The 24,675-nt window shown below is 62.1% G+C and carries 22 protein-coding genes; 12 read left to right on the top strand and 10 right to left on the bottom strand.

Annotated features, from left to right (window positions below; translation table 11 throughout):
- Positions 1-441: 441 nt before the first annotated feature.
- From cyoA to cyoD, 4 genes are read left to right on the top strand one after another with little or no spacing between them, the layout of a single operon-like run.
- A complete protein-coding gene (gene cyoA, locus HKD31_RS07400) occupies positions 442-1,380 on the top strand; it encodes a ubiquinol oxidase subunit II (protein ID WP_062495614.1) in 939 nt (312 codons plus the stop codon).
- A gap of 7 nt (positions 1,381-1,387) precedes the next feature.
- On the top strand, positions 1,388-3,376 hold the full coding sequence (cyoB, locus tag HKD31_RS07395; protein WP_194264741.1) for a cytochrome o ubiquinol oxidase subunit I: 1,989 nt from the start codon (positions 1,388-1,390) through the stop codon (positions 3,374-3,376).
- A gap of 18 nt (positions 3,377-3,394) precedes the next feature.
- Positions 3,395-4,012: a cytochrome o ubiquinol oxidase subunit III gene (gene cyoC, locus HKD31_RS07390; RefSeq protein ID WP_194264742.1), complete on the top strand. Its 618-nt coding sequence runs from the start codon at positions 3,395-3,397 to the stop codon at positions 4,010-4,012.
- The gene (gene cyoD, locus HKD31_RS07385; RefSeq protein WP_194264743.1) at positions 4,012-4,341 is read left to right on the top strand and encodes a cytochrome o ubiquinol oxidase subunit IV; all 330 of its coding nucleotides are present in this window, start codon (positions 4,012-4,014) and stop codon (positions 4,339-4,341) included. The genes cyoC and cyoD overlap by 1 nt, the downstream gene beginning before the upstream one ends.
- Before the next feature lie 175 nt (positions 4,342-4,516).
- Here the strand turns inward: cyoD and fdxA are convergent, their stop codons facing one another.
- The 3 genes from fdxA to HKD31_RS07370 form a co-directional block, all read right to left on the bottom strand.
- Positions 4,517-4,849, bottom strand: a complete 333-nt coding sequence (fdxA, locus tag HKD31_RS07380; protein WP_011253433.1) for a ferredoxin FdxA — start codon at positions 4,847-4,849, stop codon at positions 4,517-4,519.
- Between the two features lie 92 nt (positions 4,850-4,941).
- Positions 4,942-5,220 carry an RNA-binding S4 domain-containing protein gene (locus HKD31_RS07375; protein WP_194264744.1) on the bottom strand — a complete coding sequence of 93 codons (279 nt, stop codon included), beginning with the start codon at positions 5,218-5,220 and terminating at the stop codon, positions 4,942-4,944.
- The gene (locus tag HKD31_RS07370; RefSeq protein ID WP_194264820.1) at positions 5,217-7,775 is read right to left on the bottom strand and encodes a helicase-related protein; all 2,559 of its coding nucleotides are present in this window, start codon (positions 7,773-7,775) and stop codon (positions 5,217-5,219) included. The genes HKD31_RS07375 and HKD31_RS07370 overlap by 4 nt, the downstream gene beginning before the upstream one ends.
- A gap of 98 nt (positions 7,776-7,873) precedes the next feature.
- Between HKD31_RS07370 and HKD31_RS07365 the strand changes: the two genes are divergently transcribed.
- Complete coding sequence (locus HKD31_RS07365) at positions 7,874-9,265, top strand: M17 family metallopeptidase (RefSeq protein WP_194264745.1); 1,392 nt, start codon at positions 7,874-7,876, stop codon at positions 9,263-9,265.
- Between the two features lie 303 nt (positions 9,266-9,568).
- The gene (locus tag HKD31_RS07360) at positions 9,569-9,970 is read left to right on the top strand and encodes a MarR family transcriptional regulator (RefSeq protein WP_062495605.1); all 402 of its coding nucleotides are present in this window, start codon (positions 9,569-9,571) and stop codon (positions 9,968-9,970) included.
- Positions 9,971-9,984: 14 nt separating this feature from the next.
- On the opposite strand, the gene HKD31_RS07355 is transcribed toward HKD31_RS07360, so the two are convergent.
- A complete protein-coding gene (locus tag HKD31_RS07355) occupies positions 9,985-10,956 on the bottom strand; it encodes a glycosyltransferase family 4 protein (protein ID WP_194264746.1) in 972 nt (323 codons plus the stop codon).
- Between the two features lie 87 nt (positions 10,957-11,043).
- On the opposite strand from HKD31_RS07355, the gene HKD31_RS07350 reads away from it, so the two are divergent.
- The 3 genes from HKD31_RS07350 to HKD31_RS07340 are packed head-to-tail and all read left to right on the top strand — an operon-like array spanning position 11,044 to position 14,560.
- A complete protein-coding gene (locus HKD31_RS07350; RefSeq protein WP_194264747.1) occupies positions 11,044-13,002 on the top strand; it encodes a polysaccharide biosynthesis protein in 1,959 nt (652 codons plus the stop codon).
- The gene (locus HKD31_RS07345) at positions 12,999-14,141 is read left to right on the top strand and encodes a DegT/DnrJ/EryC1/StrS family aminotransferase (RefSeq protein WP_194264748.1); all 1,143 of its coding nucleotides are present in this window, start codon (positions 12,999-13,001) and stop codon (positions 14,139-14,141) included. Before HKD31_RS07350 ends, HKD31_RS07345 begins: the two co-directional genes overlap by 4 nt.
- Positions 14,138-14,560, top strand: coding sequence for a hypothetical protein (locus HKD31_RS07340; protein WP_194264749.1), 423 nt, complete (start codon positions 14,138-14,140; stop codon positions 14,558-14,560). The genes HKD31_RS07345 and HKD31_RS07340 overlap by 4 nt, the downstream gene beginning before the upstream one ends.
- On the opposite strand, the gene HKD31_RS16340 is transcribed toward HKD31_RS07340, so the two are convergent.
- The 4 genes from HKD31_RS16340 to HKD31_RS07320 all read right to left on the bottom strand — a co-directional run bounded on the left by HKD31_RS16340 (position 14,523) and on the right by HKD31_RS07320 (position 20,301).
- The gene (locus HKD31_RS16340; protein WP_194264821.1) at positions 14,523-14,930 is read right to left on the bottom strand and encodes a MerR family transcriptional regulator; all 408 of its coding nucleotides are present in this window, start codon (positions 14,928-14,930) and stop codon (positions 14,523-14,525) included. The two genes, HKD31_RS07340 and HKD31_RS16340, sit on opposite strands and share 38 nt — an antisense overlap.
- A gap of 150 nt (positions 14,931-15,080) precedes the next feature.
- Entirely contained in the window at positions 15,081-16,223 is a 1,143-nt protein-coding gene (locus HKD31_RS07330; RefSeq protein ID WP_194264750.1) for an AI-2E family transporter, read from the bottom strand.
- Positions 16,224-16,374: 151 nt separating this feature from the next.
- A complete protein-coding gene (locus HKD31_RS07325) occupies positions 16,375-18,153 on the bottom strand; it encodes a Hint domain-containing protein (protein WP_194264751.1) in 1,779 nt (592 codons plus the stop codon).
- A gap of 240 nt (positions 18,154-18,393) precedes the next feature.
- Positions 18,394-20,301 (bottom strand): ATP-binding cassette domain-containing protein, encoded by a 1,908-nt coding sequence (locus tag HKD31_RS07320; protein ID WP_194264752.1) that lies wholly within the window; start codon positions 20,299-20,301, stop codon positions 18,394-18,396.
- Between the two features lie 146 nt (positions 20,302-20,447).
- Between HKD31_RS07320 and ndk the strand changes: the two genes are divergently transcribed.
- Positions 20,448-20,870: a nucleoside-diphosphate kinase gene (ndk, locus tag HKD31_RS07315; protein ID WP_194264753.1), complete on the top strand. Its 423-nt coding sequence runs from the start codon at positions 20,448-20,450 to the stop codon at positions 20,868-20,870.
- A 131-nt stretch (positions 20,871-21,001) separates the two neighbouring features.
- A complete protein-coding gene (locus tag HKD31_RS07310) occupies positions 21,002-21,886 on the top strand; it encodes a hypothetical protein (protein ID WP_194264754.1) in 885 nt (294 codons plus the stop codon).
- A 10-nt stretch (positions 21,887-21,896) separates the two neighbouring features.
- Here the strand turns inward: HKD31_RS07310 and purN are convergent, their stop codons facing one another.
- Positions 21,897-22,526, bottom strand: a complete 630-nt coding sequence (gene purN / locus HKD31_RS07305) for a phosphoribosylglycinamide formyltransferase (protein ID WP_194264755.1) — start codon at positions 22,524-22,526, stop codon at positions 21,897-21,899.
- Positions 22,523-23,608, bottom strand: coding sequence for a phosphoribosylformylglycinamidine cyclo-ligase (gene purM, locus HKD31_RS07300; protein ID WP_194264822.1), 1,086 nt, complete (start codon positions 23,606-23,608; stop codon positions 22,523-22,525). The genes purN and purM overlap by 4 nt, the downstream gene beginning before the upstream one ends.
- A 201-nt stretch (positions 23,609-23,809) precedes the next feature.
- Here purM and HKD31_RS07295 point away from each other — a divergent pair, with 201 nt between their 5' ends.
- Complete coding sequence (locus tag HKD31_RS07295; RefSeq protein WP_194264756.1) at positions 23,810-24,472, top strand: DnaA/Hda family protein; 663 nt, start codon at positions 23,810-23,812, stop codon at positions 24,470-24,472.
- Positions 24,473-24,675: the final 203 nt, after the last annotated feature.

Here is a 24,675-nt window from a genome sequence, read left to right as displayed (position 1 = left end):
TCTCTTCGCGATATTGGAGATCCTGAGAGGGGCGGCAGTTGATGCCGCCCCTTTCTGCTTTTTGGACTAAAAAAGTCTTGAATTATTTCAGCGAATTCTAAACGAGTTTACATTAAAAATCTGTAATATTCAGGCTTAATGAAAGTCGTAATGAGATCAAATGTGGCGAAAAACAGCCATTTCACTCTGACGTCCATTTCGGGGGAGTGCTCACGAAATCCGTGATAAGCCTTGTCTTTGAGGCGATTCAGGCGGAAAAAACCTGAGGAACCGGGACAGCCGTGTCCCATGCTGAATGAATTTCAGGATCGGATCTTTGATCCGGTTCCTGACGTCAGGATACGAACGAGAAAGGTAGCAGACTATGGCAGCGTTCGGCGGCACTGATGCGGACCTTATCGTGTCAAACCGTTTCCCGGCGACTACTGCAAGCCGGAACGGATGATGAAAGCAGGACCGATGAAAAAACTCTGGCGATATCTCCCAGCGTTGCCGGCGCTGATGCTATCGGGTTGTACGGTTGATCTGCTTCAGCCGCGCGGCCCGGTCGCAGAAATGAACCGCGATGTCATGGTGGCGGAATTCGTCATCATGATGCTGGTCGTGGTTCCCACCTGCGCCGCGACGCTTTATTTTGCGTGGAAGTATCGTGCTTCCAACAAAGAGGCCGAATATCTCCCGACCTGGGATCATTCGACCGCAATTGAATATGTCATCTGGGGCGTTCCCGCCATCCTGATTGCCCTTCTGGGTGCCATCAGCTGGTGGAGCACGCATGCCTATGACCCGTACCGCCCGCTTCAGACGGCTGACAACGTCAAGCCCCTGAATGTCCAGGTGGTCTCTCTCGACTGGAAGTGGCTGTTTATTTATCCGGACCTGGGGATCGCGACGATCAACCAGCTGGATGTTCCCACGAACACGCCGCTGAACTTCCAGATCACTTCTGACACCGTCATGACGTCGTTCTTCATCCCGCGTCTGGGATCGATGATCTACTCCATGCCTGGTGAACAGACCCAGCTGCATCTGCTTGCAAGCGAGTCCGGGGATTACCTGGGTGAGGCTTCACAGTTCAGCGGCCGTGGTTTCTCGGATATGAAGTTCCGTACCCTCGCCATGGATCCGGCTCAGTTCAACGACTGGGTTGAGAAGGTGAAGAGCGGAAGTGAAAATCTCGACGACACCACATACCCGAAATATGCTGCACCGCAGGAAGCTGCACCGGTACAGTATTTCGCGCATGTCCAGCCGGATCTCTTCGACGGCATCGTTGCCAAGTATAACAACGGCATGATGGTGGACAAGAAGACGGGCAAGGTCATGCACATGCAGTCTGCTTCCAACGCTGCACCGTCCGACACTGGCATGAAGGAATAACCGACAGATGCTCGGAAAACTCTCCTTATCAGCCATACCGTTGGATGTGCCGATTCTTGTCGGTACATTCCTCGGTGTTGCTGTCATCGGTCTCGCCGTACTGGGTGCTGTCACCTATTATGGCAAATGGGGCTATCTCTGGCGTGACTGGCTGACGACTGTCGACCACAAGCGTCTTGCCGTAATGTACATCATCCTGGCGATCGTCATGCTGTTCCGCGGTTTTGCGGACGCCATCATGATGCGTACCCAGCTCGCGCTGGCTTACAAGGGTAATCCCGGTTACCTGCCGCCGCATCACTACGACCAGATCTTCTCCGCTCACGGCACCATCATGATCTTCTTCATGGCGATGGCGTTCATGACGGGCCTGATGAACCTGGTTGTTCCCCTTCAGATCGGTGCCCGCGACGTTGCGTTCCCGTTCCTGAACTCGCTCAGCTTCTATATGACGCTGGTCGGTGCCCTGCTGATCAACATCTCGCTGTTCATCGGTGAGTTTGCCCAGTGCGGCTGGCTGGTTTACCCGCCTCTGTCCGAAATGCAGTTCAGCCCGGGTGTCGGCGTTGACTACTATATCTGGGCCGTTCAGATCTCCGGTGTCGGTACGCTGCTGACGGGCGTGAACTTCTTCACGACCATCGTCAAGATGCGTGCGCCTGGCATGGGCTGGATGCAGATGCCGGTCTTCACCTGGACCGCGTTCTGCACGACCGTTCTGATCATGGTGTCCTTCCCGGTTCTGACGGTGACGCTGGCTCTGCTCAGCCTCGACCGTTACCTCGGCATGCACTTCTTCACGAACGATGCCGGCGGCAACGTCATGCTTTACCTCAGCATGATCTGGACCTGGGGCCATCCGGAAGTTTACATCCTCGTCATCCCGGCGTTCGGTGTTTTCTCCGAGGTTACTGCAACATTCTCCCAGAAGCCGCTCTTCGGCTACAAGACGATGGTGTACGCCACGTGCTCCATCATGGTGCTCTCCTTCGTCGTGTGGGTGCATCACTTCTTCACCATGGGTGCCGGTGCCAACGTCAATACCTTCTTCGGTATCATGACGATGATCATCGCCGTCCCGACCGGTGTGAAGATCTTCAACTGGCTGTTCACGATGTATAAGGGCCGCGTGGAATTCACGGCTCCGATGCACTGGACGCTCGGCTTCATGATCACCTTCTCCATCGGTGGTATGACCGGTGTCATGATGGCCATGCCGGCCGCTGACTGGATCCTGCACAACTCCCTGTTCCTGATTGCCCACTTCCACAACGTCATTATCGGCGGTGTGTACTTCGGCTACATCGCGGGTATGGGTTTCTGGTTCCCGAAGGCTTTCGGTTTCAAGCTGAACGAAGCCTGGGGCAAGCGCGCTTTCTGGTGCTGGTTCGTCGGTTTCTACCTGGCCTTCATTCCGCTTTATGTCCTCGGCCTCGAAGGCATGACGCGTCGTATGAACCACTATGACAACCCCGACTGGTATCCGTGGATGCTCGTTGCTGAAGTTGGTGCAATCGTTATCGCTCTCGGTATCGTCTGCCAGCTCACGCAGCTCTACGTTTCCATCCGTGACCGTAACCTGCCCGAGAACCTTGATCTGACGGGTGATCCGTGGAACGGCCGTACGCTGGAGTGGTCCATTTCCTCTCCGCCGCCGGCTTATAACTTCGCGGTCATTCCTGACATTCATGGTCTCGACACGTTCCACACCGAGAAGCAGCTGGGTCTGAAGGCTCACGGCAAGCCGCTGGCTCCGATCCACATGCCGAAGAACACATCCGCTGGTGTCTTCATCGGTCTGTTCAGCTTCATCCTCGGTTTCGCTTCGATCTGGTACATCTGGTGGCTCGCTGCCATCGGCCTGATCGGTATCGTTGCAACCATGATCCTGCGCAGCGCAGACCGCGACGTCGACTACTACGTCCCGGTGAGCGAAATCGAGCACAACGAGGAAGTCTATTCTCGTCGTATCGCTGCTGCCCAGGCAGCAGAGTAAGAGGGGCGCATAAGACTTATGGCTCACGAAGCAACAATGTCGCCTCTGGCACACGCTGACGACCACCACGGGGAGCACCACGAGACCCCCAACGTGTTCGGCTTCTGGCTCTACCTGATGACGGACTGCATCCTGTTCGGGTCGATCTTCGCTGCCTTCGCGGTCCTCCGGAACCAGTATGCCGGAGGACCGTCGGGCAAGGAACTTTTCGACCTGACGAATGTGGGGATCGAGACGGCTATCCTGCTGTTCTCGTCCATCACGTACGGCTTCGCCTCGCTGAATGCGCTGGCGAAGAACAAGACGATGGTCCTTCTGTGGCTGGCCGTTACGTTCGTGCTGGGTGTTTCCTTCGTCGGTCTGGAACTGAACGAGTTCAGCTCCATGATCGCAGAAGGCAATGGTCCTGATCGTTCCGCATTCCTCTCGGCGTTCTTCACGCTGGTTGGAACGCACGGTCTGCACGTGACCTGTGGCCTGATCTGGATGGTCGTTCTGATGGTGCAGATGATGGGTCCGCAGGATCTGTCCGAGCGTATGATGAACAAGCTGGCCTGCCTCAGCCTGTTCTGGCACTTTCTTGACATCGTCTGGATCTGTGTCTTCTCGTTCGTCTATCTCGCAGGAGTGATGTAATGGCTCAGGCACATGCAGCCCACGATGGTAGCCACGGCTCCTATTCGTCCTATCTGATCGGCTTTGTTCTGGCCGTGATCCTGACAGTGGCATCCTTTGCCGCTGTCATGACCCACGCGCTGTCTCCGGGGATGGCGCTTGCAGCACTGACGGTTCTTGCCGTCGTGCAGATCGTCGTCCACCTGGTGTTCTTCCTCCACCTGAACACCAGCAGCGAGCAGAGCTGGAACCTGATGTGCTTCATCTTTGCTGCGGCATCGGTGATTGTCATCATCGGCGGTACGATCTTCATCATGCATGACACTGCGATCAACATGATGTCCCGCTAAGGTTTCTTTCGAAACCTGAGGGAAGGGCTGGCGGGAGAAATCCTGTCAGCCCTTTTTTTATGCCCGGCTTCCTTCGTGCTTCAGTCCGGTAAAGGCGCTGAGCCGGCGGACGGGCATAAAAAAAACCCGGTCTCCTGGGAGACCGGGTGAAAGATGCCGCCAATGAAAAGCAGGATCAGTCCTTGTGGGGCGCCTCGGACAGCATGGCGGCCTTGCCGGGCTTGTCTTTCCATTCCTCGGCGTCCGGCATGGCGTCGATCTTGCGGGTCATGTTCGGCCATTGCGTCGAATATTTCGCATTGATCTCGATCCACGGGGCGGCGCGGTTGTCGCTGTCCGGGAAGATGGCCTCTGCCGGGCATTCCGGCTCACACACGCCGCAGTCGATGCATTCGTCGGGATTGATGACAAGGAAATTCTCACCTGCGTAGAAGCAGTCTACGGGGCAGACTTCCACGCAATCCGTGAACTTGCAGCGAATGCAGTTTTCGGTGACCACATAGGTCATTGACGTCTCCGATCGTCTTGCTGGTCCGGCATCCGGCCGGTTTCATCCGAGCGGGATGATATGCGAAGGTTTGGCCTCAGACGCAAGCATCGTCAGCCGTCTTCTGTGATGGCTTCATAAAGAAGTGCGGCTTCTTTTGCCGGACCGCGGCGTTCACCAAGATCCAAGACGCGCCACACGCGCACTTCTCCGCCAGAAACGGCCGGAAAAGTCAATATGTCGCCAATGTGAAGTTTGGCATGGGGTTTGCTGGTCGGCTGTCGGTTGATGCGGATGCGGCCCTTGCTGACGATGGCTGCACAGAGGGGGCGCGTCTTGGCGACGCGGGCGTAATACAGCCACTGGTCCAGCCGCTGGTAGTCTTCGCTCATGGACGGATTTTTTCCCTGAGTGCTGCGAGCGCTGCGAAGGGGCTGTCGGTTCGGGGAGGGGCCGGACGTCTGGGCGGCGTGTGGTGCGGTGCGGATCTGCACCGACGTGATGCCCGGGTTTTGCGGTCGTTCAGGATCATGAGCGGACGGGGCGGCCCTGCATGGGCGGATGAGGGGGCTTCGGCCGGCTGGTGTGCGATGCCGAGGCCTTTGAGGATGGAGGGGAGCATGTCGGCTTTCGCGCCCAGTCTGGATGCCAGGCTGAGCGGGGCGGCGTGGTCGTGGCGGACGGTCAATTGGTGCATTTCCACGATACAGCGCTCCGCGATATCGAGGCGCAGTCCGGTGTCGCCTGCGCGGATCCAGCCGAATTGTCCATGGATCTCGCTCCAGGGCAGCGAGACGCGGCCGGGCGCGGTCGGGCGGATCGGGGTCTTGTTGTGCAGGGCATGGAGAAGGCCCAGAAGCGCGAGTGGGCGGGTCCGGAAGAGGGCGGGGCAGTAGATCGAGAAACGTCCGACCTCGACGCCTCCCTTGCGCAGTCTGCTTTTCAGGGCCGGGGGAAGCGCGTGGTCTTCGGGCAGGGTTTCGGTGATGCCACCGTCTTCCATGAGGCGGTGCAGGATCGCGCGGAGCTGGGGTTCGCGTTCAGCGAGGGTCTGACTGCGGTAGAGAGGCTTGAGATCCCGCTGGATGAGCTGTGCCACAAAGTCCAGCAGCCGCGTTTCGACATGGGTTTTCTGGACAGTGTCGGTGAACTCGGCCGGGAAAAGCTGGATGGCGGGGCGCAGCAGGGAGGGGCCTGCGGCGAGGCGGCCGAGGCGCGTGTCTTCCCAGAAGAGTTCGCCGTTTGTGGTGTCCAGTCTGAGGGATGTGTCGGGCGTGTCCTGAAGCATGCGGATACGACGCGGGATTTCGTGCAGCAGGGCCTTGCGGCCGGCGCGCAGGATGATCTGGCGGTCGGGGCCTGCGGCGACATCCGTTTCCAGTGTGAAGCCACGGATGCGGCCGATACTGTGGCCTTCGACGAGGACTTCTCCGTCCGGTTTGACGGCGGAAAGCAGGCTGCGATCGCTGTCACTGTCGAGGCGGCGAAGGAGCGTTGTGGCGCGGCGGTCCACGAAGCGGGCGGTGAGGCGTTCGTGCAGGGCGTCGGAGAGCAGGTCTTCGACTTCGCGGGCCCGTTCCTGCCACATCGCGGAATGGCGGCTCCATTCGGTGCGGGCGGCGACGTAGGAGCAGACGCGCACGCCGGTGAGGCGGTGCATCAGTGTGTCGATACCGCCTTCGGTTTTGGCCAGGCCACGGATATGGCCTTCCATCCAGTTGGCGGGGACGGAGCCTTCCTTGACCAGATGGGTGTAGAGGCGCGCGCAGAGGCGGGTGTGGCTGTCATCGCCGAGCTTGCGGAAATCGGGGATCTGGCAGACGTCCCAGAGCAAAGCGGTGGCGCGTTTTCCGCGGGCGCTCTCGCGGATGTCCGGATCGAGCATTAGGGATTCGAGTGTGGTGACGTCCGAGGCCACGCGGCCTGCGGTCAGGCCACGCAGTGGAGGCGGTCGGGTCAGGCTTTTGAGCAAGTTCGCGGGGTTGGTGAAGTCCAGCTCGTGATTGCGCCAGTAGAGGCGCTGGATCGGGTCGAAGCGGTGCTGCTCGACGGCCTCGACGAGGGCGCTGGACATGGGCGGGCAGTCTGCCGTGGTGCCGAAGGTGCCGTCTTTCATGCCGCGTCCGGCGCGTCCGGCGATCTGGGCGATTTCCTGCGGGAACAGGGGGCGGGGGACCGTGCCGTCGAACTTGCTGAGCTGGGCCAGGGCGACGTGATCGACGTCCATGTTCAGGCCCATGCCGATGGCGTCGGTTGCGACGAGATAATCAACTTCGCGGTTCTGGTAGAGCTCGACCTGGGCGTTGCGGGTGCGGGGGCTGAGCTGGCCCATGATGACCGCACAGCCGCCACGACGCCTGCGGATGACTTCAGCCAGCGCATACACCTCACTCATGGAGAAGGCGACGATGGCCGAGCGTGGCGGCAGACGGGAGAGTTTGGTGTGTCCCGTGCTGCTCAGGCTGGAGAGGCGGGTACGGATGTCGATCTCGATGCCCGGGACGAGCTTCTGGAGCAGCGGGCGGATGGTTTCGGCGCCGAGAAAGAGTGTCTCGACGGTACCGCGCGCGTGAAGCAGGCGGTCCGTGAAGATGTGGCCACGGTCGGGGTCAGAGGCGAGCTGGATTTCGTCAATGGCGACGAACTCGGCCTTGCGGTCCAGCGGCATGGCTTCGACGGTGCAGGAAAACCAGCGTGCTCCGGGCGGGACGATCTTTTCCTCGCCCGTGATGAGGGCGACGCTGCGCTCGCCTTTGATTTTCACCAGGCGCTCGTAGTTTTCCCGGGCCAGCAGGCGCAGGGGAAAGCCGATGATGCCGGACGCATGGGCCATCATGCGCGTTAAGGCATAATGGGTCTTGCCGGTATTGGTGGGGCCGAGGGCAGCACGGATGCTGGCTGGCATGGTATGATGACCGGACGAGGTTCCGTGGAATGCACCCTTCATGTCTGAATGGTCGGGTGCCTGAGGGGCAAAAGCAAGCATCTGAAGCCCTCCCGGATGATCTTTATCGGGCGGGACCTGTATTTGAGGAAGAAAGTCTTATGAATCCGCATCCCCAGCTTCCCTTCGTAACCTCTGCGGACGCGGCTTCGGCCCGTCTGGTTCATCTGGTGGCCTGTGAGGACAGTGCGACCGTCTCGCGCCTTCTGGGGGAGCATGCGGCGTTTCTTCAGGGACAGGGATTTTCTGCAAAGGACGGCGCTTTCACGCTGCTGCCGGGTGAGGGAGGCGTCGGGGCGGCGCTTCTGTGTGTGGCGTCTGCACGGGCCAATGATCCGGTGGCTTTCGGCAAGCTGGGGACGGCTCTGCCGGACGGGGACTGGACGGCGGTGCTCCACGGGCTTGAGGAGGGAGCGCTGGAGAGCGCGCTGCTCGGGTTCTGCATGGGGGCGTATCGTTTCAGTCTGGGCGAGGATAAGCCTGTCACGACGCGGATGGTCGTGCCGGATGATGCGAAGCGGCTCGTTGCGCTGTCGAAGGCGCTGTGGTTCGGGCGGGATCTGATCAATATGCCCGCCAATCTGCTGGGACCGCGGGAGCTGGCGGATATGGCTGGTGCGGCGCTGGTGCATCGCGGGGCGAGCGTCAGTCTTGTGGACGGGGATGATCTGCGGAGTGCGTATCCGTGCCTGGCAGAAGTGGGCGAGGGTTCGGAGCGCAAGCCGGTCGTGGTCGTGGCGCGGTGGAAGGCCCGTGAGGGTGCGCCGCGGATTTCGCTGATCGGCAAGGGCGTGTGTTTCGATACGGGCGGGTACGATCTCAAGGGCGCGGCGGGCATGTTGCGCATGAAGAAGGACATGGGTGGGGCAGCGCTGATGCTGGCCGTCATGTGTGCTGCGATCGACCTGGGGCTGGATGTGGATCTGGAGCTGCGTCTGGGCTGTGTCGAGAACAGTGTCTCGGGTCATGCCATGCGGCCCGGCGACGTGCTGCGGACGCGCAGTGGCAGGACGGTTGAAATTGGCAATACGGATGCGGAAGGGCGTCTGGTGTTGTGTGATCTCATAACGGAGGCCTCTGAAAGCCGTCCGGATGCCATTCTGGATGCTGCAACCCTGACGGGTGCTGCGCGTGTGGCACTCGGCCCGGATGTGCCCGCGCTCTTCAGTAACGACGATGAACTGGCATCACTCATTCTCGAATCGGGAAAAACGACCGCCGATGTGATGTGGAGAATGCCGCTCTGGCATGGCTATGATGCATGGCTGGATAGTAAAGTGGCTGATTTCGGAAATGTGACCTCAAAGCCGATGGCGGGGGCTATTACGGCCGCGCTCTATCTTCAGAAATTCGTTCCGGACGGCCAGAAATGGGCGCATATCGACACTTATGCGTGGAATGACGGCGCCCGGCCGGGCCGTCCCGAGGGCGGAGAAGTGCTTGGTCTTCGGGCAATTCTGGAGAGTTTGTCACGAATTCATAATAATTCCTGAGCTTCCATAAAGCGTTTCACTCGGCGAACAGTGTGGCCGAGCGACGGAGTGTTGAAAGATTAGGGTGTCAAACGCGCTTCAATCAGGCATACGCCCTTTTATCGTTTCGATGCAGAGTCATCGTCCACTGGATTGTTTTGGAACCCGTATGCTTGCGTATGCGTTTCGAATCACCACTTGAATGCCACTACGGTCTCTCCGGACATGGAGAGGCAGAGACAATTTCACGTCGACCCTCATCCCGTCGGCTCCTGTTATGGGATCGGACAACAGATGAGGGAGGGACTGCTTAGGAGAGAGATCATGCCCCAGGCTACCAATGATCAGATGCTCAACCTTCTGTGCGACACCATCGTTTCCATGGTCCGTCGTGACGGGCCCGACCTTTCGGCCCGCCAGCTTGCCGTCTTCCTGACCTGCTACCTGCGGGACGGGGCTCACACGGTTCGTGGCCTGGCACTGGAACTCAAGGTGTCCAAGCCGGCCATCACCCGCGCGCTCGACCGTCTGGGCGAGCTGGATCTGGCACGTCGCAAGGTCGATCCGCTGGACCGTCGCTCGGTGCTGGTGCAGCGCACGCTGAAGGGTTCCACCTTCCTGCGTGAAATGCGCTCCGTCATGGCGGAAGCTTCCGGCACGCGCTCCACGCGCACGGAACGCGCTTCGGCTTCTGTCGAGCGTCTGAGCAGCCGTCGCGCTGGCTGATTTAAGCCGCTGGGTTACCAGCGGTCCTGCACGCGGGTTCTGGCCTGCGTGCAGACATATCCTGTCCACACAAGCTGTGGCAGGACGATCATCAGAACCATCGTGATGATCTGACCTGTGGCGAAGGCCGCAGCGCCCCAGAGGGCAAATCCCCAATAGAGACATGTGACGAGCGGGACAGGCAGTCCTGAGCGGACGGCCAGTTGATAGAGATGGCCGCGATGGGCCTGTGCGAGCCTGTCACCGGCGCGTGCCCGGCGTGCGAGCGTGAAGGCCACATCCCAGAGCACGCCCGAGAGCAGGGCGATGACGAGCACCGCGCTGCCAGTACCGAAGCCGGTCATGCCACCCCAGGCGATGGCGAGGCTGATTGGCTGGCTGCCGACATCGCCCATGAAAATCCGCGCTTTCGGGAAATTATAAGGCAGGAAGCTCAGCAGGCAGACGGCGAGCAGGACGAAGGCGACGGGCATGAGGCCCGTGCTGGCGAGGACCAGAGCGGAAATGGCCATGACTCCCGAGGCCAGTCCATTGATGCCATCGATGAAATTGAGGGCGTTCGTGATGAAGACGGCAGCCAGCACGAAGGGGATCAGTTCGGGCAGGGTTGCGCCTGTTCCGATGGCTGCGGCGATTGCCGCCACGAACTGGGCCATGAGCTTGTAGCGCGCGGGAAAAGGGCGGACGTCATCGAGCCATGACACCGTGCCGAGCAGGATCATGCCGACCAGCAGCCCCATGATGGCAGGGACGATGCGTATCGACGCATGGGCCTCGTACAGGGCGGGGGGCAGGCACAGGATGAAGGCGCCGACGATGCCGATCCCTCCGCCTTTGGGGGTCGGGCGCGTATGGGAACTGCGGGCGACGGGATGGTCCAGAACGCCCGCGCGGATCATGAGCAGGATCAGGAGATTGCACAGGACAACGGCGGCGATGCAGGCGAGCGTGACGCCGCTGGTCAGGTTCTGGAAAGAAAAGGGCATGGGACGACTTTATGGGAGGGAGGCTTTTGGCGCTATAAGGGGCGCGTGACATCCGTTCATCCTACAGGGCCCACATCCCAGGCCTCAATGCCCCCTTCAGGCCCGGCCCCGCGCTCTTCGATGCCGGCGCGGCGCATCGCTCTCAATGTGGTGCTGGATGGAGTCGTGTCCGCGGCTGCGGCGCCGGTGGCGCGCTGGCTGGCTGATCCGGCAGGGGGGTGGCTTCATCCGCTGTGGTTCATTGCCGGGGGCGGGATCACGCTGCTGGTGGGGGGGCTTCCGTTCCGTATTCCGCAGCAGTACTGGCGGTTTTCGGGTGTGGCGGACCTGTTCAATATCGCCTGTGCGTCGGTTCTGAGTGCGCTGCTGTTTGCGGAACTGCTGCATGTGGCGGGGTATCCGCTGCCGACGCCGACTTTTCCCATCATTCATGCGCTGGTTCTGCTCGTGTTCCTGGGCGCGATCCGCATGATGTGGCGGCTGGCGGCGCGGCGCAGAAGTCTGGCGCTGGATGGCGAGCGCATCCTGCTGCTCGGAGCGGATCATGAAGCCGATCTGTTCATTCGGGCGATGGAGCGGGACAGCGGGAATAACCGTCGTGTAGTGGGGCTGCTGACCGGTGGAGCGCAGCAGGCCGGACGGCGGATTCATGACTGCCCGATCCTGGGGACGATCAGCGAAACGCCTGCCATTCTGGAGCGGCTTTTCGCAGCGGGGAAACTGCCGGATGCGCTCGTCATCACGGCGGGGGAGATCAAGGGACGGGAACTGGCCCAGATCCTTGAAGCCGCCCGGGCCTATGACATCGACGTGCAGCGCACACCGTCGCTCACGGCATTGCAGCCGGCGGACCGGGTGGAGCTTCGGCCTATCGCGATCGAGGACCTGCTGAACCGGCCGCCTGTGGCGCTCGATTCGCAGGGGATGGCGCGGCTGATCTGCGGGCGCGTCATTGCCGTGACGGGGGCCGGGGGAAGCATTGGCTCCGAACTGGCGCGGCAGATTGCATCCTTTCATCCGGCCATGCTGCTGCTGATCGAGAGCAGCGAATATGCGTTGTGGCAGATCAACCTGGATATTTCCGAGCGTTTTGCAGACGTGAAGCGCCAGCAGATCATCGCGGATGTGCGCGACCGGCGACGTATTGCTGAAGTGTTCGGGATGTACCGCCCGCATCTCGTTTTCCATGCAGCCGCGCTCAAGCATGTCCCGATCGTGGAGGATAATCCGGTTGAGGGCGTGTTGACCAATGTGATCGGCACGCGGATCGTAGCGGATGAGGCCGAGCGGGCCGGGGCGCAGGCGATGGTCATGATTTCCTCGGACAAGGCGGTCAATCCGTCCAGTCTGATGGGGGCCAGCAAGCGCTGTGCCGAAGTGTACGGGCAGGCGCTCGACATGCGGGCGCGGGCCGGGCAGGGCGGCATGCGCTGCGTGACCGTGCGGTTTGGCAATGTGCTTGGGTCCACGGGATCGGTCGTGCCGCTGTTCCGTCGGCAGCTTGAGCATGGCGGGCCGCTGACGGTCACGCATCCGGACATGACGCGCTATTTCATGACAGTGCCCGAGGCCGTGGGGCTGGTGTTGCAGGCGGCCGTGCGGGGCACGCATGAGCGCGCGCAGAACGATGCGACGGACCAGCGTCTCAGACAGGGCGGTATTTTCGTGCTCGATATGGGTGATCCGGTGCGGATCATGGATCTGGCGTTCCAGATGATCCGTCTGGCCGGGCTGCGGCCGGAGACCGATATCGAGATCCGTTTTACCGGGCTGCGGCCAGGTGAAAAGCTGTTCGAAGAGCTGTTTCACGGCCGTGAGGCACCTGTCCCGACCGATGCGCCGGGCCTGCGGATGGCGTCTCCGCGCACTGTCGATTTCAAGGTGGCGCGTGCTGCGATGGATGAGCTGGAGGCGGCCTGTCACGCGAGTGATCTGGGCGCCATCATGAGCATCCTGTACAGGCTGGTGCCCGAATTCCTTCATAACCGCGACGGCGGAATGCCGGTTGCGATGTCCCATCCCGATCCGGAGATGATAGCGCCATGACAAGGCAGATTGCTTTTCTCGACCTTCCCGCCCAGCAGGCGCGGCTGAAGGGCAGCATCCAGAAACGTGTGGACGCCGTCATGGCGCATTGCCGTTTCGTGCTTGGTCCCGAAGTGCAGGAACTGGAGCAGCGTCTGGCGGAGTTCGGCGGTGCGAAACATGCAATCGGCGTGTCGTCCGGGACGGATGCGCTGCTGATGGTGCTGATGGGTGAAGAGATCGGGCCGGGAGACGCGGTGTTTCTGCCGGCTTTTACCTATACGGCAACGGCGGAAGTCGTGCTGCTTCTGGGTGGCACGCCGGTTTTCGTGGATGTGGATCCGCAGACCTTCCAGATCAGTCTTGAATCCCTGAAGGAGCGGCTTGAGGCCGTGCGTCAGGCCGGGGAGCTGGAGCCCCGGGTCGTGATCGGCGTGGACCTGTTTGGACAGCCCGCACCCTGGGACCAGCTGAAGGCCTGGACGGCGCAGGAAGGTCTGACGCTGGTGGCCGATTGTGCGCAGTCCTTTGGGGCGACGTATCATGGCCGCCGTCTGGGGCATGAGGCGAAGGCGACGACGCTGTCCTTCTTCCCGTCCAAGCCGCTGGGCGGTTACGGGGATGGTGGTGCGATCCTGACGGATGATGACGATCTGGCGGCGCTGTATCATTCCCTGCGTACGCATGGGGAAGGCCGCACGCGCTACGAAGTCGAGCGGATCGGCATCAACGGGCGTCTGGATACGCTTCAGGCCGCGGTGCTGCTGGCGAAGCTCGACGTGTTCGGGGACGAGCTGAGGCGTCGGGATGCGATTGCTTCGGCCTATGATGCTGCCATGCCGGAAGGCATTGTTCCGCCTGTGCGCGTTGCCGACAGCGAGAGTGCCTGGGCGATCTATACGATCCTGTTGGCTGATGCGGGCAAGCGGGATTCGCTTCAGGCGTTCCTGAAAGAAGCCGGTGTTCCGACGGCCATTTATTATCCCAAGCCACTTCATCAGCAGCCGGCCTATGTGCCGCATCATGATGGCGCCGTGCTGCCGGTGGCCGAAGGGCTCGGTGCGCGGGTTCTGGCTCTTCCCATTCATCCCGAACTGACGGACGATGACGTCAGCTACATCATTGCAGCCCTTAACCGCTGGGCAGGAGAACAGGCGTGAGACGTGAACAGAAACTTCTGCTGGTTTTTGCGGCCCTGGTTCTCATCCCGGTGGGTATCATCTGGTTCGTGACCTGGCCGCTGCTGCATGCCTGGAAATTTCCGGAAGTGACGGCGGGGCAGCTGAGCGCGCCTGTCAGTCGTGAACTCACGGCGGATGAGGTTCAGAAGGTCAATCTGTGGTTGCAGTCGCATGAGACGGCGTGGGGACCGTCGGGTGAGCGTCCGCCTGCACCGGGTCAGGTCATTCTGGAAATGACGACGGCGCAGGGGCAGCCGGTCATCGTGTCCATCTGGAAGCACAAGAAGCAGGACGACATTATCGGCGTTCAGCTTGAAAAGAACGGTCCGTACCGGATGAATGCCTTTCCGGATGAGCAGGTCATGGCGCTTCAGCCTGATGGCGCGCGACCGCAATAATGAAGTCCTGAACGCCCGGGCTGAAGGGTCGCTTCCGCTCGGGTGTTTCCCAGTTGGTACGCTCCAGATACTTCCGGTTTGCCTTGCGCCACAGTTCAGGGTCGGTTGCCTTCTGAAGAGGTAGCTGAAGGGTTTCCCGGGCCACCAGCACTCTGACCGATAATGCCATTAAGGTCAGTGCGACGTGTTTCAAGGACAGAGAGCTGGGCCTGCCAGAAGTCGTTTTGCGTTGAGCGGCCCGTGCCGAAAGGGAAGCGATCTCCCTCAGGGTGTAGCTGGCTCTTTTCAGGAGCAGGATATGGGTCAGAGTCCTGACATCGATGGTCCTATAGATACGACGGCCATTTTCCGCTCGACATGGGTGGAGCAGGTCGGCTGCCTCGAAAAGTGCCGGAGGGCGCGTGGTGTTGCGCCGGTTTGGCCACCAGTTTGCCGATTGTCAGGGTTCGTGGGTTTATCATCATGCTCCTGACGCATCATCAAGGGTGATGACCGTACGTCAGGAGCAAGCAGAAAATCATTACTGCTGTTTTTCTTCCTGTTCCGTGACTTCGCCGACGGCGCGGCGGGTCTGGTTCTCGTCTTCGAGCGGGGCTGTGGCCTTGTCACCCATGGCCAGCAGGGCGGCCGTGATGGGGGAGGCCAGGATCAGGCCGGGCGCGCCGAGGATGGAGCCGAAGACCGTCTGCGAGAGGATGGCGAGGGCGGGGGGCATGTGAACTGCGCGGCGCTGGATCAGCGGGGCGAGGACGTTGCCTTCGAAGAACTGGATCACGCAGTACAGGATGCCGACAAACAGGGCTTCGTGCGTGCCGAGGGACAGGCCGAGCAGGACGGCGGGGACTGCGCCGAGAATGGCGCCGATATAGGGAATGAAGTTGCACAGGCCTGCCACGACGCCGAGCGCCAGGGCCAGAGGGATTCCGATCAGCGAGAGGCCGATCCCCGACAGCATTCCGACCACCAGCATGTCCAGCGCCTGTCCGGCGGTCCAGGCCCAGAGGGTGGAGCCGGCGGTCAGCATCAGTTCCCGGGCGGCAGGACGGTGCTGCGTGGGGACGAGGCGCAGCATGCCATCGATATAGACGGCCGGGCTCAGTGCGAAATACAGCCCGGCGATCAGGACCACCAGAAGGGTTCCGAGGATGCCGAACACAGAGCTGAGCAGTCCCGTCACCGAGCCTGCGAGGCCTGAGCCCAGCGAGCCCAGGCTTGCGGTGCCTGCGGCGTTGCCGCCCAGCGATGAGGGCAGGTGATCGAGGACCATCTGGCCGAGCGTTGAACCGGAGAGATGGGTGCGCAGTTCGCCGGACTGGGTGATGAGGGCCTGTTTGAGGCGGATGAACTGGTCGCTGATGGCCGGGCCGCTGTACCAGCCCAGACCGAACAGGGCCACGAGGATCACGACAGTGACCAGGGCGACCGCTCCCTGATACGGGATGACGGAAACGTGACGCCGGAGCATCCGCGCAAGCCCATGCAGGACGATCGCCACGAGGGCTGAGGCGAAGATTACGGCCAGGACGTCGCCGATCAGCCAGATCGCCAGCAGGCCCAGTGTGAGGGTCAGCGCGATGCGCAGCAGACCGGCGATTCTGGACAGTTCCCGCGCACGAGGTTCCGTCTCGCTGCGTTCTGCCGGATCGGAAAAAGAGATGGGCATGGGAGAGGTCTGTCCTTGGTCAGTCGTTGCCGACTGGCTTATGGGCAGAGGGAAGGGGGGTCAATGGCCGCCCTTCTTTTGCCGGCAGGCCCGCATGCGCGCCGCCGACATTGCCGGACCCGGACGGAATGTCCGGAGTCCGGACTGCTCTTCAGGCGCGACGGGCGACCGGAGCAGTGGTGTCCTCGACGGTGTAGGGGCCTGCTGCCATGATCTGCAGGGTCAGGACCGCTGCTGTCATGGTGTCGAGGCTGAGCGTGGCGTTACCGGCCGTCCAGCGCAGGGGGGCCGCTTCAAGGCCATGCCAGCCCTCGGCATCCGTCGTGAGATGCGTTGTGACCTGGCGGGTGGAGGCGCTTTCGAACAGCATCACTTCGCCGACCAGAACGCCGAGATCGCGGCGGTCATCGAGGAACGGTCCGACCATGTCACAGGGACGGCTGGTGCGGGACAGGATGCGGACATCGCTGACACCGTCCGGCAGGCTGAAGACCGCACGGTCACCGGCGATGCGGCTCGGGGCGAGCAGCGTTCCGCAGGGCAGCTGCAGGCGCAGTTCGGCATCCGTGGTCGTCGCTGCGGGAAGGGCGGTCACGTTGCTGCGGGCTGCGATTGCCGTCCAGACCGGCTCGACGCGGGCGCGATCGGTCACCAGTTCGGCAGCGGCATCATGTTCCCAACTTGCGGGGGCGCCACCGAAGGCGACGACGCGGCCGGTCTGCGTGAAGCTGCGGCGGTTGCCGGTGTCGAGATACGATTCCGTTGCCAGGCCGTTGGCGAGGATGACGGAATGGCCGTCCGTCTCGACATGCAGGTAGTCGTAGGACGGGATGGCGTAATCCCAGACGATGGAAGCACCGTTGACCAGCATGCGGGCCGGGATGAAGCCGCCATCGAGGAACAGGCAGTGCTCGCCGGTGACCAGAAGGTCGGTATGCGGAACGCCATCGGCGATCGCATTGGCGCGGATGCGCACCGGATAGCCGGCCTGGTCGTCGGGGAGACCGGCGCGGACGCGGGCATGGGCGCGGCCGACCCAGGTCAGGGTGCGGGTCTCGCCGTTCGGGGTGACGACGCTGTCGCCGATCTCGAAGCTCTCGACAGCGCGCTCGCCGTTGGGTGTGGCGATCAGGGTGCCCGGCAGGAAGCAGACTTCCTGAAGATGGATGAGCGTGCTGCCGTCGCTGTCGCGCGACAGGGTCACGGTCTGCCCTGCGTAGCCGCTGTAATTGTCAGCCAGCTTGAAGGAAATCTTCCCGTGATCGCTGGTGATGACCAGATAGTCGTTGCTGATCGTGGCCGTCGTGCTGCTGCTGTAGCGCAGGAAGTTCAGGTCGAGTGTGCTGCCCGTATAGAGCTTCGTGTTCTGGACGACGGCTCCCAAATTCACGACCAGCGTACCGCCGTTCAGGACGGAAGCGTTGCTGACGGTGCCCCAGCCTGAGACGGCCAGCGTGCCACCGGCGCCGATGGTCGTGCCGTTTGCCTGTCCTGTCAGCACGTATTGTGTGCTGCCGTTGCCGACTGTCGTGTTGGTGGCGGTGCCGCCGAACACAACCTGATCGCCACCGTTGAGGACGGTCTGCGTCGTGCTGCCGTTGGTGTAGACGGCTTCAATACCGCCGCTTCCGACCGTCGTGTGGGAGGACGTGCCGCCCGAAATGATGGCCTGAAGGCCGTCACGGCCGATCGTGGCGTAGCTGGATGACCCGCCATATCCGACGACGACCATGCCACCATTCACGATGGATGTCTTCGTGATGGAATCACCATCAAGGACATACAGGACCCGGCCATAGCCGCTGACGGTCAGGCCGGAAGCAGACTGGGCGTGGTGCGGGCTGTAGGAACAGCCGTTCGCGTCGTAGGAGGGAGCATGGAAGGGACGGCCATAGTAGCAGTCGGATGGAGCGCGATATTCGCAGGTCATGTGTTGGGCTCCTGTATAACGGCAGGTTTTTAGAGCTGGAGGTTCCTTCCCTTCCGAGACCCGAACGTCGGACTGGAAAAAGCACCTGAGTGTAGTGACAGGTCAGGAACACCCTGCCGCTGCTGCCGGTCAGGACCGAAACAGGATGTTAACCCCCTGGAGAACCTGTATCTCTCACAATGGTTAACAAATAACAAATCATTTTTGTTAAGAGTTTCCTGTCAAGGAAATGGGCAGGGGTCAGCCTGTGGCGTCCTCAAGCTCTGCCTGGGCCTCGAGCCAGCTTTCCTCAACGGTTTCGAGGGTGGCGTTGAGGGCGGCGAGATGAACGTTCAGGGACGTCACTTCCGCGGAATCGCCGGACTGGTAGAGGGCAGGATCGGCGAGTCTGGCCTCGATTTTTGTCTTTTCGCCGGTGAGCTGGGCCATTTTGCTTTCTGCATCGCGGATTTTGCGGCGCAGGGGGGCGAGGGCGCGGGTCTGTTCCTTGCGGTCGATCCGTTTCTGGGCCGATGAGGAGCCGCCATCAGAGGATGTCGTGGCGGTCTTGCTGCGTTCCGCCATTTCAGCGCGGGCCTTGCGGGCGCGTTCGAGGAGCCAGGCGCGGTATTCGGCCATGTCGCCCTCGAAGGGAGAGATCGTGCCGTCTTCGACCAGCCAGAAGCGGTCGGCTACCGATTCCACGAGATGACTGTCATGGCTGATGAGCACGACGGCGCCCTCGAACTCTGACAAAGCGCGGATCAGGGCGTCACGGGCGTCGAGATCGAGATGGTTGGTCGGTTCATCGAGGATCAGCAGGTGCGGAGCTTCGCGGGTGGACAGGGCAAGGAGCAGGCGGGCCTTTTCACCGCCTGAGAGTTCCCCGACCTTGGTTTCGGCCCGGTTTTCGTCGAGGCCGAAGCGGGCGAGCTGGGCGCGGACGGCGGCGGGGAGCGCGTCCGGCATGGCGCGGCTCATATGGTCGATGGGCGTGTCGGTGAGGACGAGTTCGTCGCTCTGGTGCTGGGCGAAATAGCCGATCTTCAGCTTGGGTGAATGGGTGTAGGTGCCGGACATGGGCTCCAGCCGACCAGCCAGCAGTTTGGCGAAGGTGGATTTGCCGCGGCCGTTCTGGCCGAGCAGGGCGATCCGGTCTTCCATGTCCAGACGCTGGTTCAGGCCCTTGAGAACGACACGTCCGTCATAGCCGAGGCTGACATTGTTCAGGCTCAGCATTGGCGGGGGCAGGGGCTGCGGCTCGGGGAAGGAGAAGCGGGTGGGGGTGTCTTCCACGACGCTGTCGATCTGGGGGAGGCGTTCGAGGGCTTTCAGGCGGGCCTGGGCCTGTTTGGCTTTTGTGGCCTTGGCGCGGAAACGGTCCACGAAGGACTGCATATGGGCACGCTGGGCGGCAATGCGTTCGGCGGCGCGGTTCTGCTGGAGGGCCTGTTCCGTGCGGATGCGGACGAAATTGTCGTAGCCGCCGGGAGTGACACTGATTTTCTGGTGATCGAGATGGGCGATGGCATCGACCGTGTTGTCGAGCAGGGAGCGGTCATGGCTGACGATGATCGCGGCACCAGAGAACTTCGCGAGCCAGGATTCCAGCCAGAGCGTGGCTTCGATATCAAGATGGTTGGTCGGTTCATCAAGCAGCAGCAGATCGGGGTTGAGGAACAGCGCCGTGGCAAGCGACACGCGCATCCGCCAGCCGCCCGAGAAGTCCGAGACGGCGCGGTTCTGGGCGTCCTGATCGAAGCCGAGGCCGGAGAGGATGGCGCCGGCGCGGGCAGGGGCCGTATAGGCGTCGATGGCGATGAGGCGTTCATGCACGTCGGCGATGCGGACCGGGTCGGTCGCGGTTTCGGCCTCTGCGAGCAGGCGCGTGCGTTCGAGATCGCCTTCGAGGACCGTATCGAGGATGGAGGTGCTGCCCGAGGGCGTTTCCTGTTTGACGCGGCCCATCGTGGCGCGGGCGGCCAGGGTGATGGTGCCGCCATCGGGGGCGAAATCACCGGCGATCGCGGCCAGCAGGGTGGATTTTCCGGCGCCGTTCTTGCCGATCAGACCGATCTTGCGTCCCGGATCCACGCTGAGGGACGCATTGTCCAGCAGGGTGCGGCCCGCGATGCGGAGGGTCAGGTCGGTGATGGTGAGCAGGCTCACGGGCGCCTCGATCAGTCGGAAGAAAAGAAACAGGGGACGTTAAAATACTGCGACAGACCTATCAGGAACGATGAATTTGCTCTAGTGGAACGGCGGTATTTACCCGCTGGTCCCGGAAGGGGCCGGTCCTAACCAGGAGAAGAAAGATGGCTCTCGAGCGCACGCTTTCCATCATCAAGCCCGACGCAACCAAGCGTAACCTGACCGGCAAGATCAATGCCGTGTTCGAAGGCGCTGGCCTGCGTATCGTTGCCCAGAAGCGCATCCAGCTGACCGAGAAGCAGGCTGGCGCTTTCTATGAAGTGCACAAGGAGCGTCCGTTCTACGGCAGCCTCGTGTCCTCCATGATTGCCGAGCCGGTTGTCGTTCAGGTTCTGCAGGGCGAGAACGCCGTTGCCAAGAACCGCGAAGTCATGGGTGCGACGAACCCGGCCGACGCTGCTGAAGGCACCGTCCGCAAGCTGTTCGCCGAGAGCATCGAAGCCAACTCCGTGCATGGTTCGGACAGCCTCGAGAACGCGAAGAACGAGATCTCTTTCTTCTTCGCCGAGACCGAAATCCTGCCGTAATCTGCGGTTGGGACTTTCTGTCCTGAAGAAAAGGCGCGGGCTTTGGTCCGCGCCTTTTTTTGTTGTCGGACGGAACCTCCTGCCCGGTCGGCGCTTGTAGGCCGGAAGAAAAACCGGGGCCGGAAACTGTCATGTCAGGCGCGATGAAGGGGTTTTGCCGCAGGGCTCTTGCCGGGCTGACGCTCTGCGTTTCTCACTTCGCGTTCTGCGCGGTGACGCGACCTGTCCCCATGCTGGGGCTGAGCGGGACAATCGGGGATTTGCCCGTTGTCATGATCGTCACGCCAGCGGACGATACCCATCTGCGCGACGTGCATTATTCCTACGTCTCGCAGCACAGGGAGATCCCGCTGAAAGCCAAGGCGCAGGGAGAAACCTTTATTTTCGTGGAGCCGGGCGGAGGCGTGTTTGACCTGCGCTTCGTTACATCAAGGCCTGATCCCGGCCCGGTAAACTGGCGGAATGCGGCGGGTTTGCAGGGAACATGGACGAAAGGTGCCCGTCATCTGCCTGTGGTTCTGCATATCGAGATTGTACGTGATGGTCTTCGCGACTGCGCCCTTTATCCCGAGGCAAAGCCCGTTATGGGTGTCGGCCCGCATTTTCCGGGCCAGGGCTGCGAGGAGCTTCCGGACAGGCGGAGACTGGATGCCTGTATTGGCCAGCCTTACAGCTCTGATTCCGAGGTTGTCGCGTGTGTGGATGGGGCGATGCGGCCCTGCAGGTCGGATCAGAAAAATGCCAATGGGTGCACGGGGAACGTCGCATCGTATCTGGAGCAGGTGATTGACGTTCGTCTGTCTTCCGACGGACGGATCGGGTTCGATGAACGGGCCTATGGGGTGTGGCGGGAGCGGGCCGTGTCGAGTTGCAAGGCGACGACTGATTTCGGCGTGGACGGCACTGGATATGGGGCCGATATCATGCGCTGTATGGCGACTGAAGAGCTTCGGCTTCTTCAGAATGGGCTGAGACCATTACCCCAGCCCATCCGGACGCACCCGCCGCGACACTGACAGTGCGTGCTCAGCCGACGGTGCGGCAGATCATTTCCAGCACGTCCGGATAAAGCAGGTGTTCCTGTTCCAGAACGCGGGCGGCGAGGGTTTCGGGTGTGTCGTTTTCCAGAACGGGAACGCTGGCCTGTCCGAGGATGGGGCCTTCGTCCACGCCGGATGTGACGAGATGGACCGTGCAGCCATGCTCTTTCACACCGGCCTTGATGGCGGCTTCGTGGGTGTGCAGGCCGGGGAAGGCGGGGAGGAGGCTCGGGTGGATGTTGAGCATCCGGTCTTCCCAGGCCTTGACCAGCCAGGGCGTCAGCACGCGCATGTAGCCTGCAAGGACGACCAGCATGGCGCCGGACGCCTGAAGGGCGGCGTCGATTTCGCGCTCGTGGGCCTCACGGTCCTTGCCGAAAGGTTTATGGTCGATGACGAGTGTTTTCAGGCCCGCGGCTTCGGCGACTTCAAGGCCCGGAGCATCCGGGCGGTTGCTCAGAACCAGCACGATTTCAGCCGGATAGTCCGGACGGGCGCAGGCCTCGATCAGGGCGCGCATGTTGCTGCCGCGGCCACTGATGAGGATCGCGATGGGGACTTTTTCGGTCTTTTTGGCCGGAGCTTTCGCTCTGGTTCTGGTGTGCGACTTCTTCATGCGAAGGAGACCGGTGCGGTCAGGGTGTAGGCGTCGTCGGAGCGGACGATCTGGCCCATGAGGAAGCCGGTTTCTCCACGGGCATCCAGTTCGGCCATGACCTTTTCGGGCTCGGAGGTGACGAGCACCATACCGATGCCGCAGTTGAAGACGCGGAGCATTTCGTCGGCGGCGACATTGCCGGTTTCGGCCAGCCAGCGGAATACGGGCGGGACGATCCATGCGGAGCCGTCAATGCGCACGCCAAGGTCTTCTGGCAGGACGCGGGGCAGGTTGCCGGGCAGGCCGCCGCCGGTGATGTGGGCGCAGCCGTGGAGCAGGCCCTTCGCGTGCAGGTCCAGAACCGTGCGGACATAGAGTTTCGTGGGCGTCAGCAGGGCTTCGGCGAGAGTGTGCCCTTCGGCGAAGGGGGCCGGATCGTTCCAGCCGAGGCCGGAGCGGCGCACCACTTCGCGGACCAGCGAGAAGCCGTTGGAATGGACGCCGGACGAGGGAAGGCCGATCAGCGTGTCACCTTCGGCGATGTTGGCCGGCAGCAGGCTGTTGCGTTCGGCCGCGCCCACGCTGAAACCTGCGAGATCGTAATGGCCGGGGGCGTACATGCCGGGCATTTCAGCCGTTTCACCGCCGACGAGGGCGCAGCCGGATTCGGCGCAGCCCTTGGCGATGCCCTTCACAACGGTCGCAGCAGCCTCGACGGAGAGCTTTCCGGTGGCGAGATAGTCCAGGAAGAACAGCGGGGTGGCACCCTGCACGACGAGGTCGTTGACGCACATGGCGACGAGGTCGATCCCGACGTCGTCATGCTTGCCGGCTTCGATGGCGACCATCAGCTTGGTGCCGACGCCGTCGGTGCAGCTGACGAGGACGGGATCGGTGAAGCCTGCGGCCTTGAGATCGAAAAGGGCGCCGAAGCCGCCGAGGCCGCCCATGGTGCCGGGACGGTTCGTGGCCTTGGCTGCGGGCTTGATCGCGTCGACCAGCGCATCTCCTGCGGCGATGTCCACGCCGGCCTGTGCGTAGCTTGCGCCGCCGGTCGTGCTGTGGCTCGTGCCGGGGGAGGTGTCAGGCTGATCGGTCATGGTCGAAGGTTCCCGCTGGTTGACGTGACGCCGTTCTAGAGCATCCTGCGCGCTGGCGGAACGCCTGTTTGAAGGCGTAACGGCATGAAAAAGGGACCTGGGATGACGAAACGGGATGCGGGCAGGGCCACGGACGGGGATGCGGTGCCGGAATCCGGGGCTGTCGGCCGGGAGCATCATCGTGGACGCTCGGCGGTTCAGATGGCGTTTCCGCTGCGTCGCGTGACGGCCATGACGTCCGAGCGTTTCATCAACGGGCCGTCCAATGCGGCCGCGCGGGCCTGGCTGGCGCGGAACCAGTGGCCGGACGGGCGGCTCTGGCTCTGGGGGCCTTCGGGGACGGGGAAGACGCATCTTCTGACGGCCTGGGCGCATGAACATGATGCCACGGTGCTGGATGCGCGGCTGTTTTCCACGTCTTCGGCCGGTGGACGGATCCGGGTTCAGGGCAATCTTGCGATCGACAACGCCGATTCGCCGGGAGACGAGGCGACCATGCTGCATCTGCTGAACGATGCGTTCTCCCAGGGGGACCGGGTTCTGATGGCGGGGCGGCTTCCACCCTCGCGCAGTCATTTCATGTTGCCCGATCTGGCGAGCCGCCTGCGGGCGACGGCGACTACGGCGACGGGCGAGCCCGAGGACGATCTGCGGGCAACGCTGCTGCTGTCTCTATTGGCAGACCGGCAGCTTGTGGTGTCGCAGACGGTGACGGAATGGTTGTGGCGGCATCTGCCCCGGACGGGCAATGCGCTGGTCTCGGCGGTGGAGCGGCTGGACGAGGCGGCTCTGGCGCGCAAGCAGCCGATTACGCGGGCACTGGCGTTGGAAATGCTGCCGGATCTTCTGACGCCCGAGGGGTAGGCGTCATGGGCGTGACACAAAAACTCCGTTTGACATGCCTATCCCGCGGCATGACCTTTTATGCGATCCGTATTTCTGTGTGTTCCGGAAGACCCCATCGTGACGACTGAAGATTCCCGGCCTGCTCCGCGCCGCCGCTCCCCCCGAAAGCCCCGCAATGCCGTGACCCCGGCGCAGAACCGCGGGCGCCGTCGGCAGGCAGC

The sequence above is a fragment of the Gluconobacter potus genome (assembly GCF_015244705.1).
In the GTDB taxonomy this organism is placed as follows: Bacteria; Pseudomonadota; Alphaproteobacteria; order Acetobacterales; family Acetobacteraceae; genus Gluconobacter; species Gluconobacter potus.
The sequence above is the reverse complement of the archived record's forward strand: the minus strand, read 5'-3'. Positions and strand labels throughout refer to the sequence as shown.

Excerpts from the sequence above, each read along its gene's own strand:
- cyoA (WP_062495614.1), top strand. The coding sequence starts at position 442 with ATGATGAAAGCAGGACCGATGAAAAAACTCTGGCGATATCTCCCAGCG.
- cyoB (WP_194264741.1), top strand. The coding sequence starts at position 1,388 with ATGCTCGGAAAACTCTCCTTATCAGCCATACCGTTGGATGTGCCGATT.
- cyoC (WP_194264742.1), top strand. The coding sequence starts at position 3,395 with ATGGCTCACGAAGCAACAATGTCGCCTCTGGCACACGCTGACGACCAC.
- cyoD (WP_194264743.1), top strand. The coding sequence starts at position 4,012 with ATGGCTCAGGCACATGCAGCCCACGATGGTAGCCACGGCTCCTATTCG.
- fdxA (WP_011253433.1), bottom strand. The coding sequence starts at position 4,849 with ATGACCTATGTGGTCACCGAAAACTGCATTCGCTGCAAGTTCACGGAT.
- HKD31_RS07375 (WP_194264744.1), bottom strand. The coding sequence starts at position 5,220 with ATGAGCGAAGACTACCAGCGGCTGGACCAGTGGCTGTATTACGCCCGC.
- HKD31_RS07370 (WP_194264820.1), bottom strand. The coding sequence starts at position 7,775 with ATGAAGGGTGCATTCCACGGAACCTCGTCCGGTCATCATACCATGCCA.
- HKD31_RS07365 (WP_194264745.1), top strand. The coding sequence starts at position 7,874 with ATGAATCCGCATCCCCAGCTTCCCTTCGTAACCTCTGCGGACGCGGCT.
- HKD31_RS07360 (WP_062495605.1), top strand. The coding sequence starts at position 9,569 with ATGCCCCAGGCTACCAATGATCAGATGCTCAACCTTCTGTGCGACACC.
- HKD31_RS07355 (WP_194264746.1), bottom strand. The coding sequence starts at position 10,956 with ATGCCCTTTTCTTTCCAGAACCTGACCAGCGGCGTCACGCTCGCCTGC.
- HKD31_RS07350 (WP_194264747.1), top strand. The coding sequence starts at position 11,044 with ATGCCCCCTTCAGGCCCGGCCCCGCGCTCTTCGATGCCGGCGCGGCGC.
- HKD31_RS07345 (WP_194264748.1), top strand. The coding sequence starts at position 12,999 with ATGACAAGGCAGATTGCTTTTCTCGACCTTCCCGCCCAGCAGGCGCGG.
- HKD31_RS07330 (WP_194264750.1), bottom strand. The coding sequence starts at position 16,223 with ATGCCCATCTCTTTTTCCGATCCGGCAGAACGCAGCGAGACGGAACCT.
- HKD31_RS07325 (WP_194264751.1), bottom strand. The coding sequence starts at position 18,153 with ATGACCTGCGAATATCGCGCTCCATCCGACTGCTACTATGGCCGTCCC.
- ndk (WP_194264753.1), top strand. The coding sequence starts at position 20,448 with ATGGCTCTCGAGCGCACGCTTTCCATCATCAAGCCCGACGCAACCAAG.
- HKD31_RS07310 (WP_194264754.1), top strand. The coding sequence starts at position 21,002 with ATGTCAGGCGCGATGAAGGGGTTTTGCCGCAGGGCTCTTGCCGGGCTG.
- purN (WP_194264755.1), bottom strand. The coding sequence starts at position 22,526 with ATGAAGAAGTCGCACACCAGAACCAGAGCGAAAGCTCCGGCCAAAAAG.
- purM (WP_194264822.1), bottom strand. The coding sequence starts at position 23,608 with ATGACCGATCAGCCTGACACCTCCCCCGGCACGAGCCACAGCACGACC.
- HKD31_RS07295 (WP_194264756.1), top strand. The coding sequence starts at position 23,810 with ATGGCGTTTCCGCTGCGTCGCGTGACGGCCATGACGTCCGAGCGTTTC.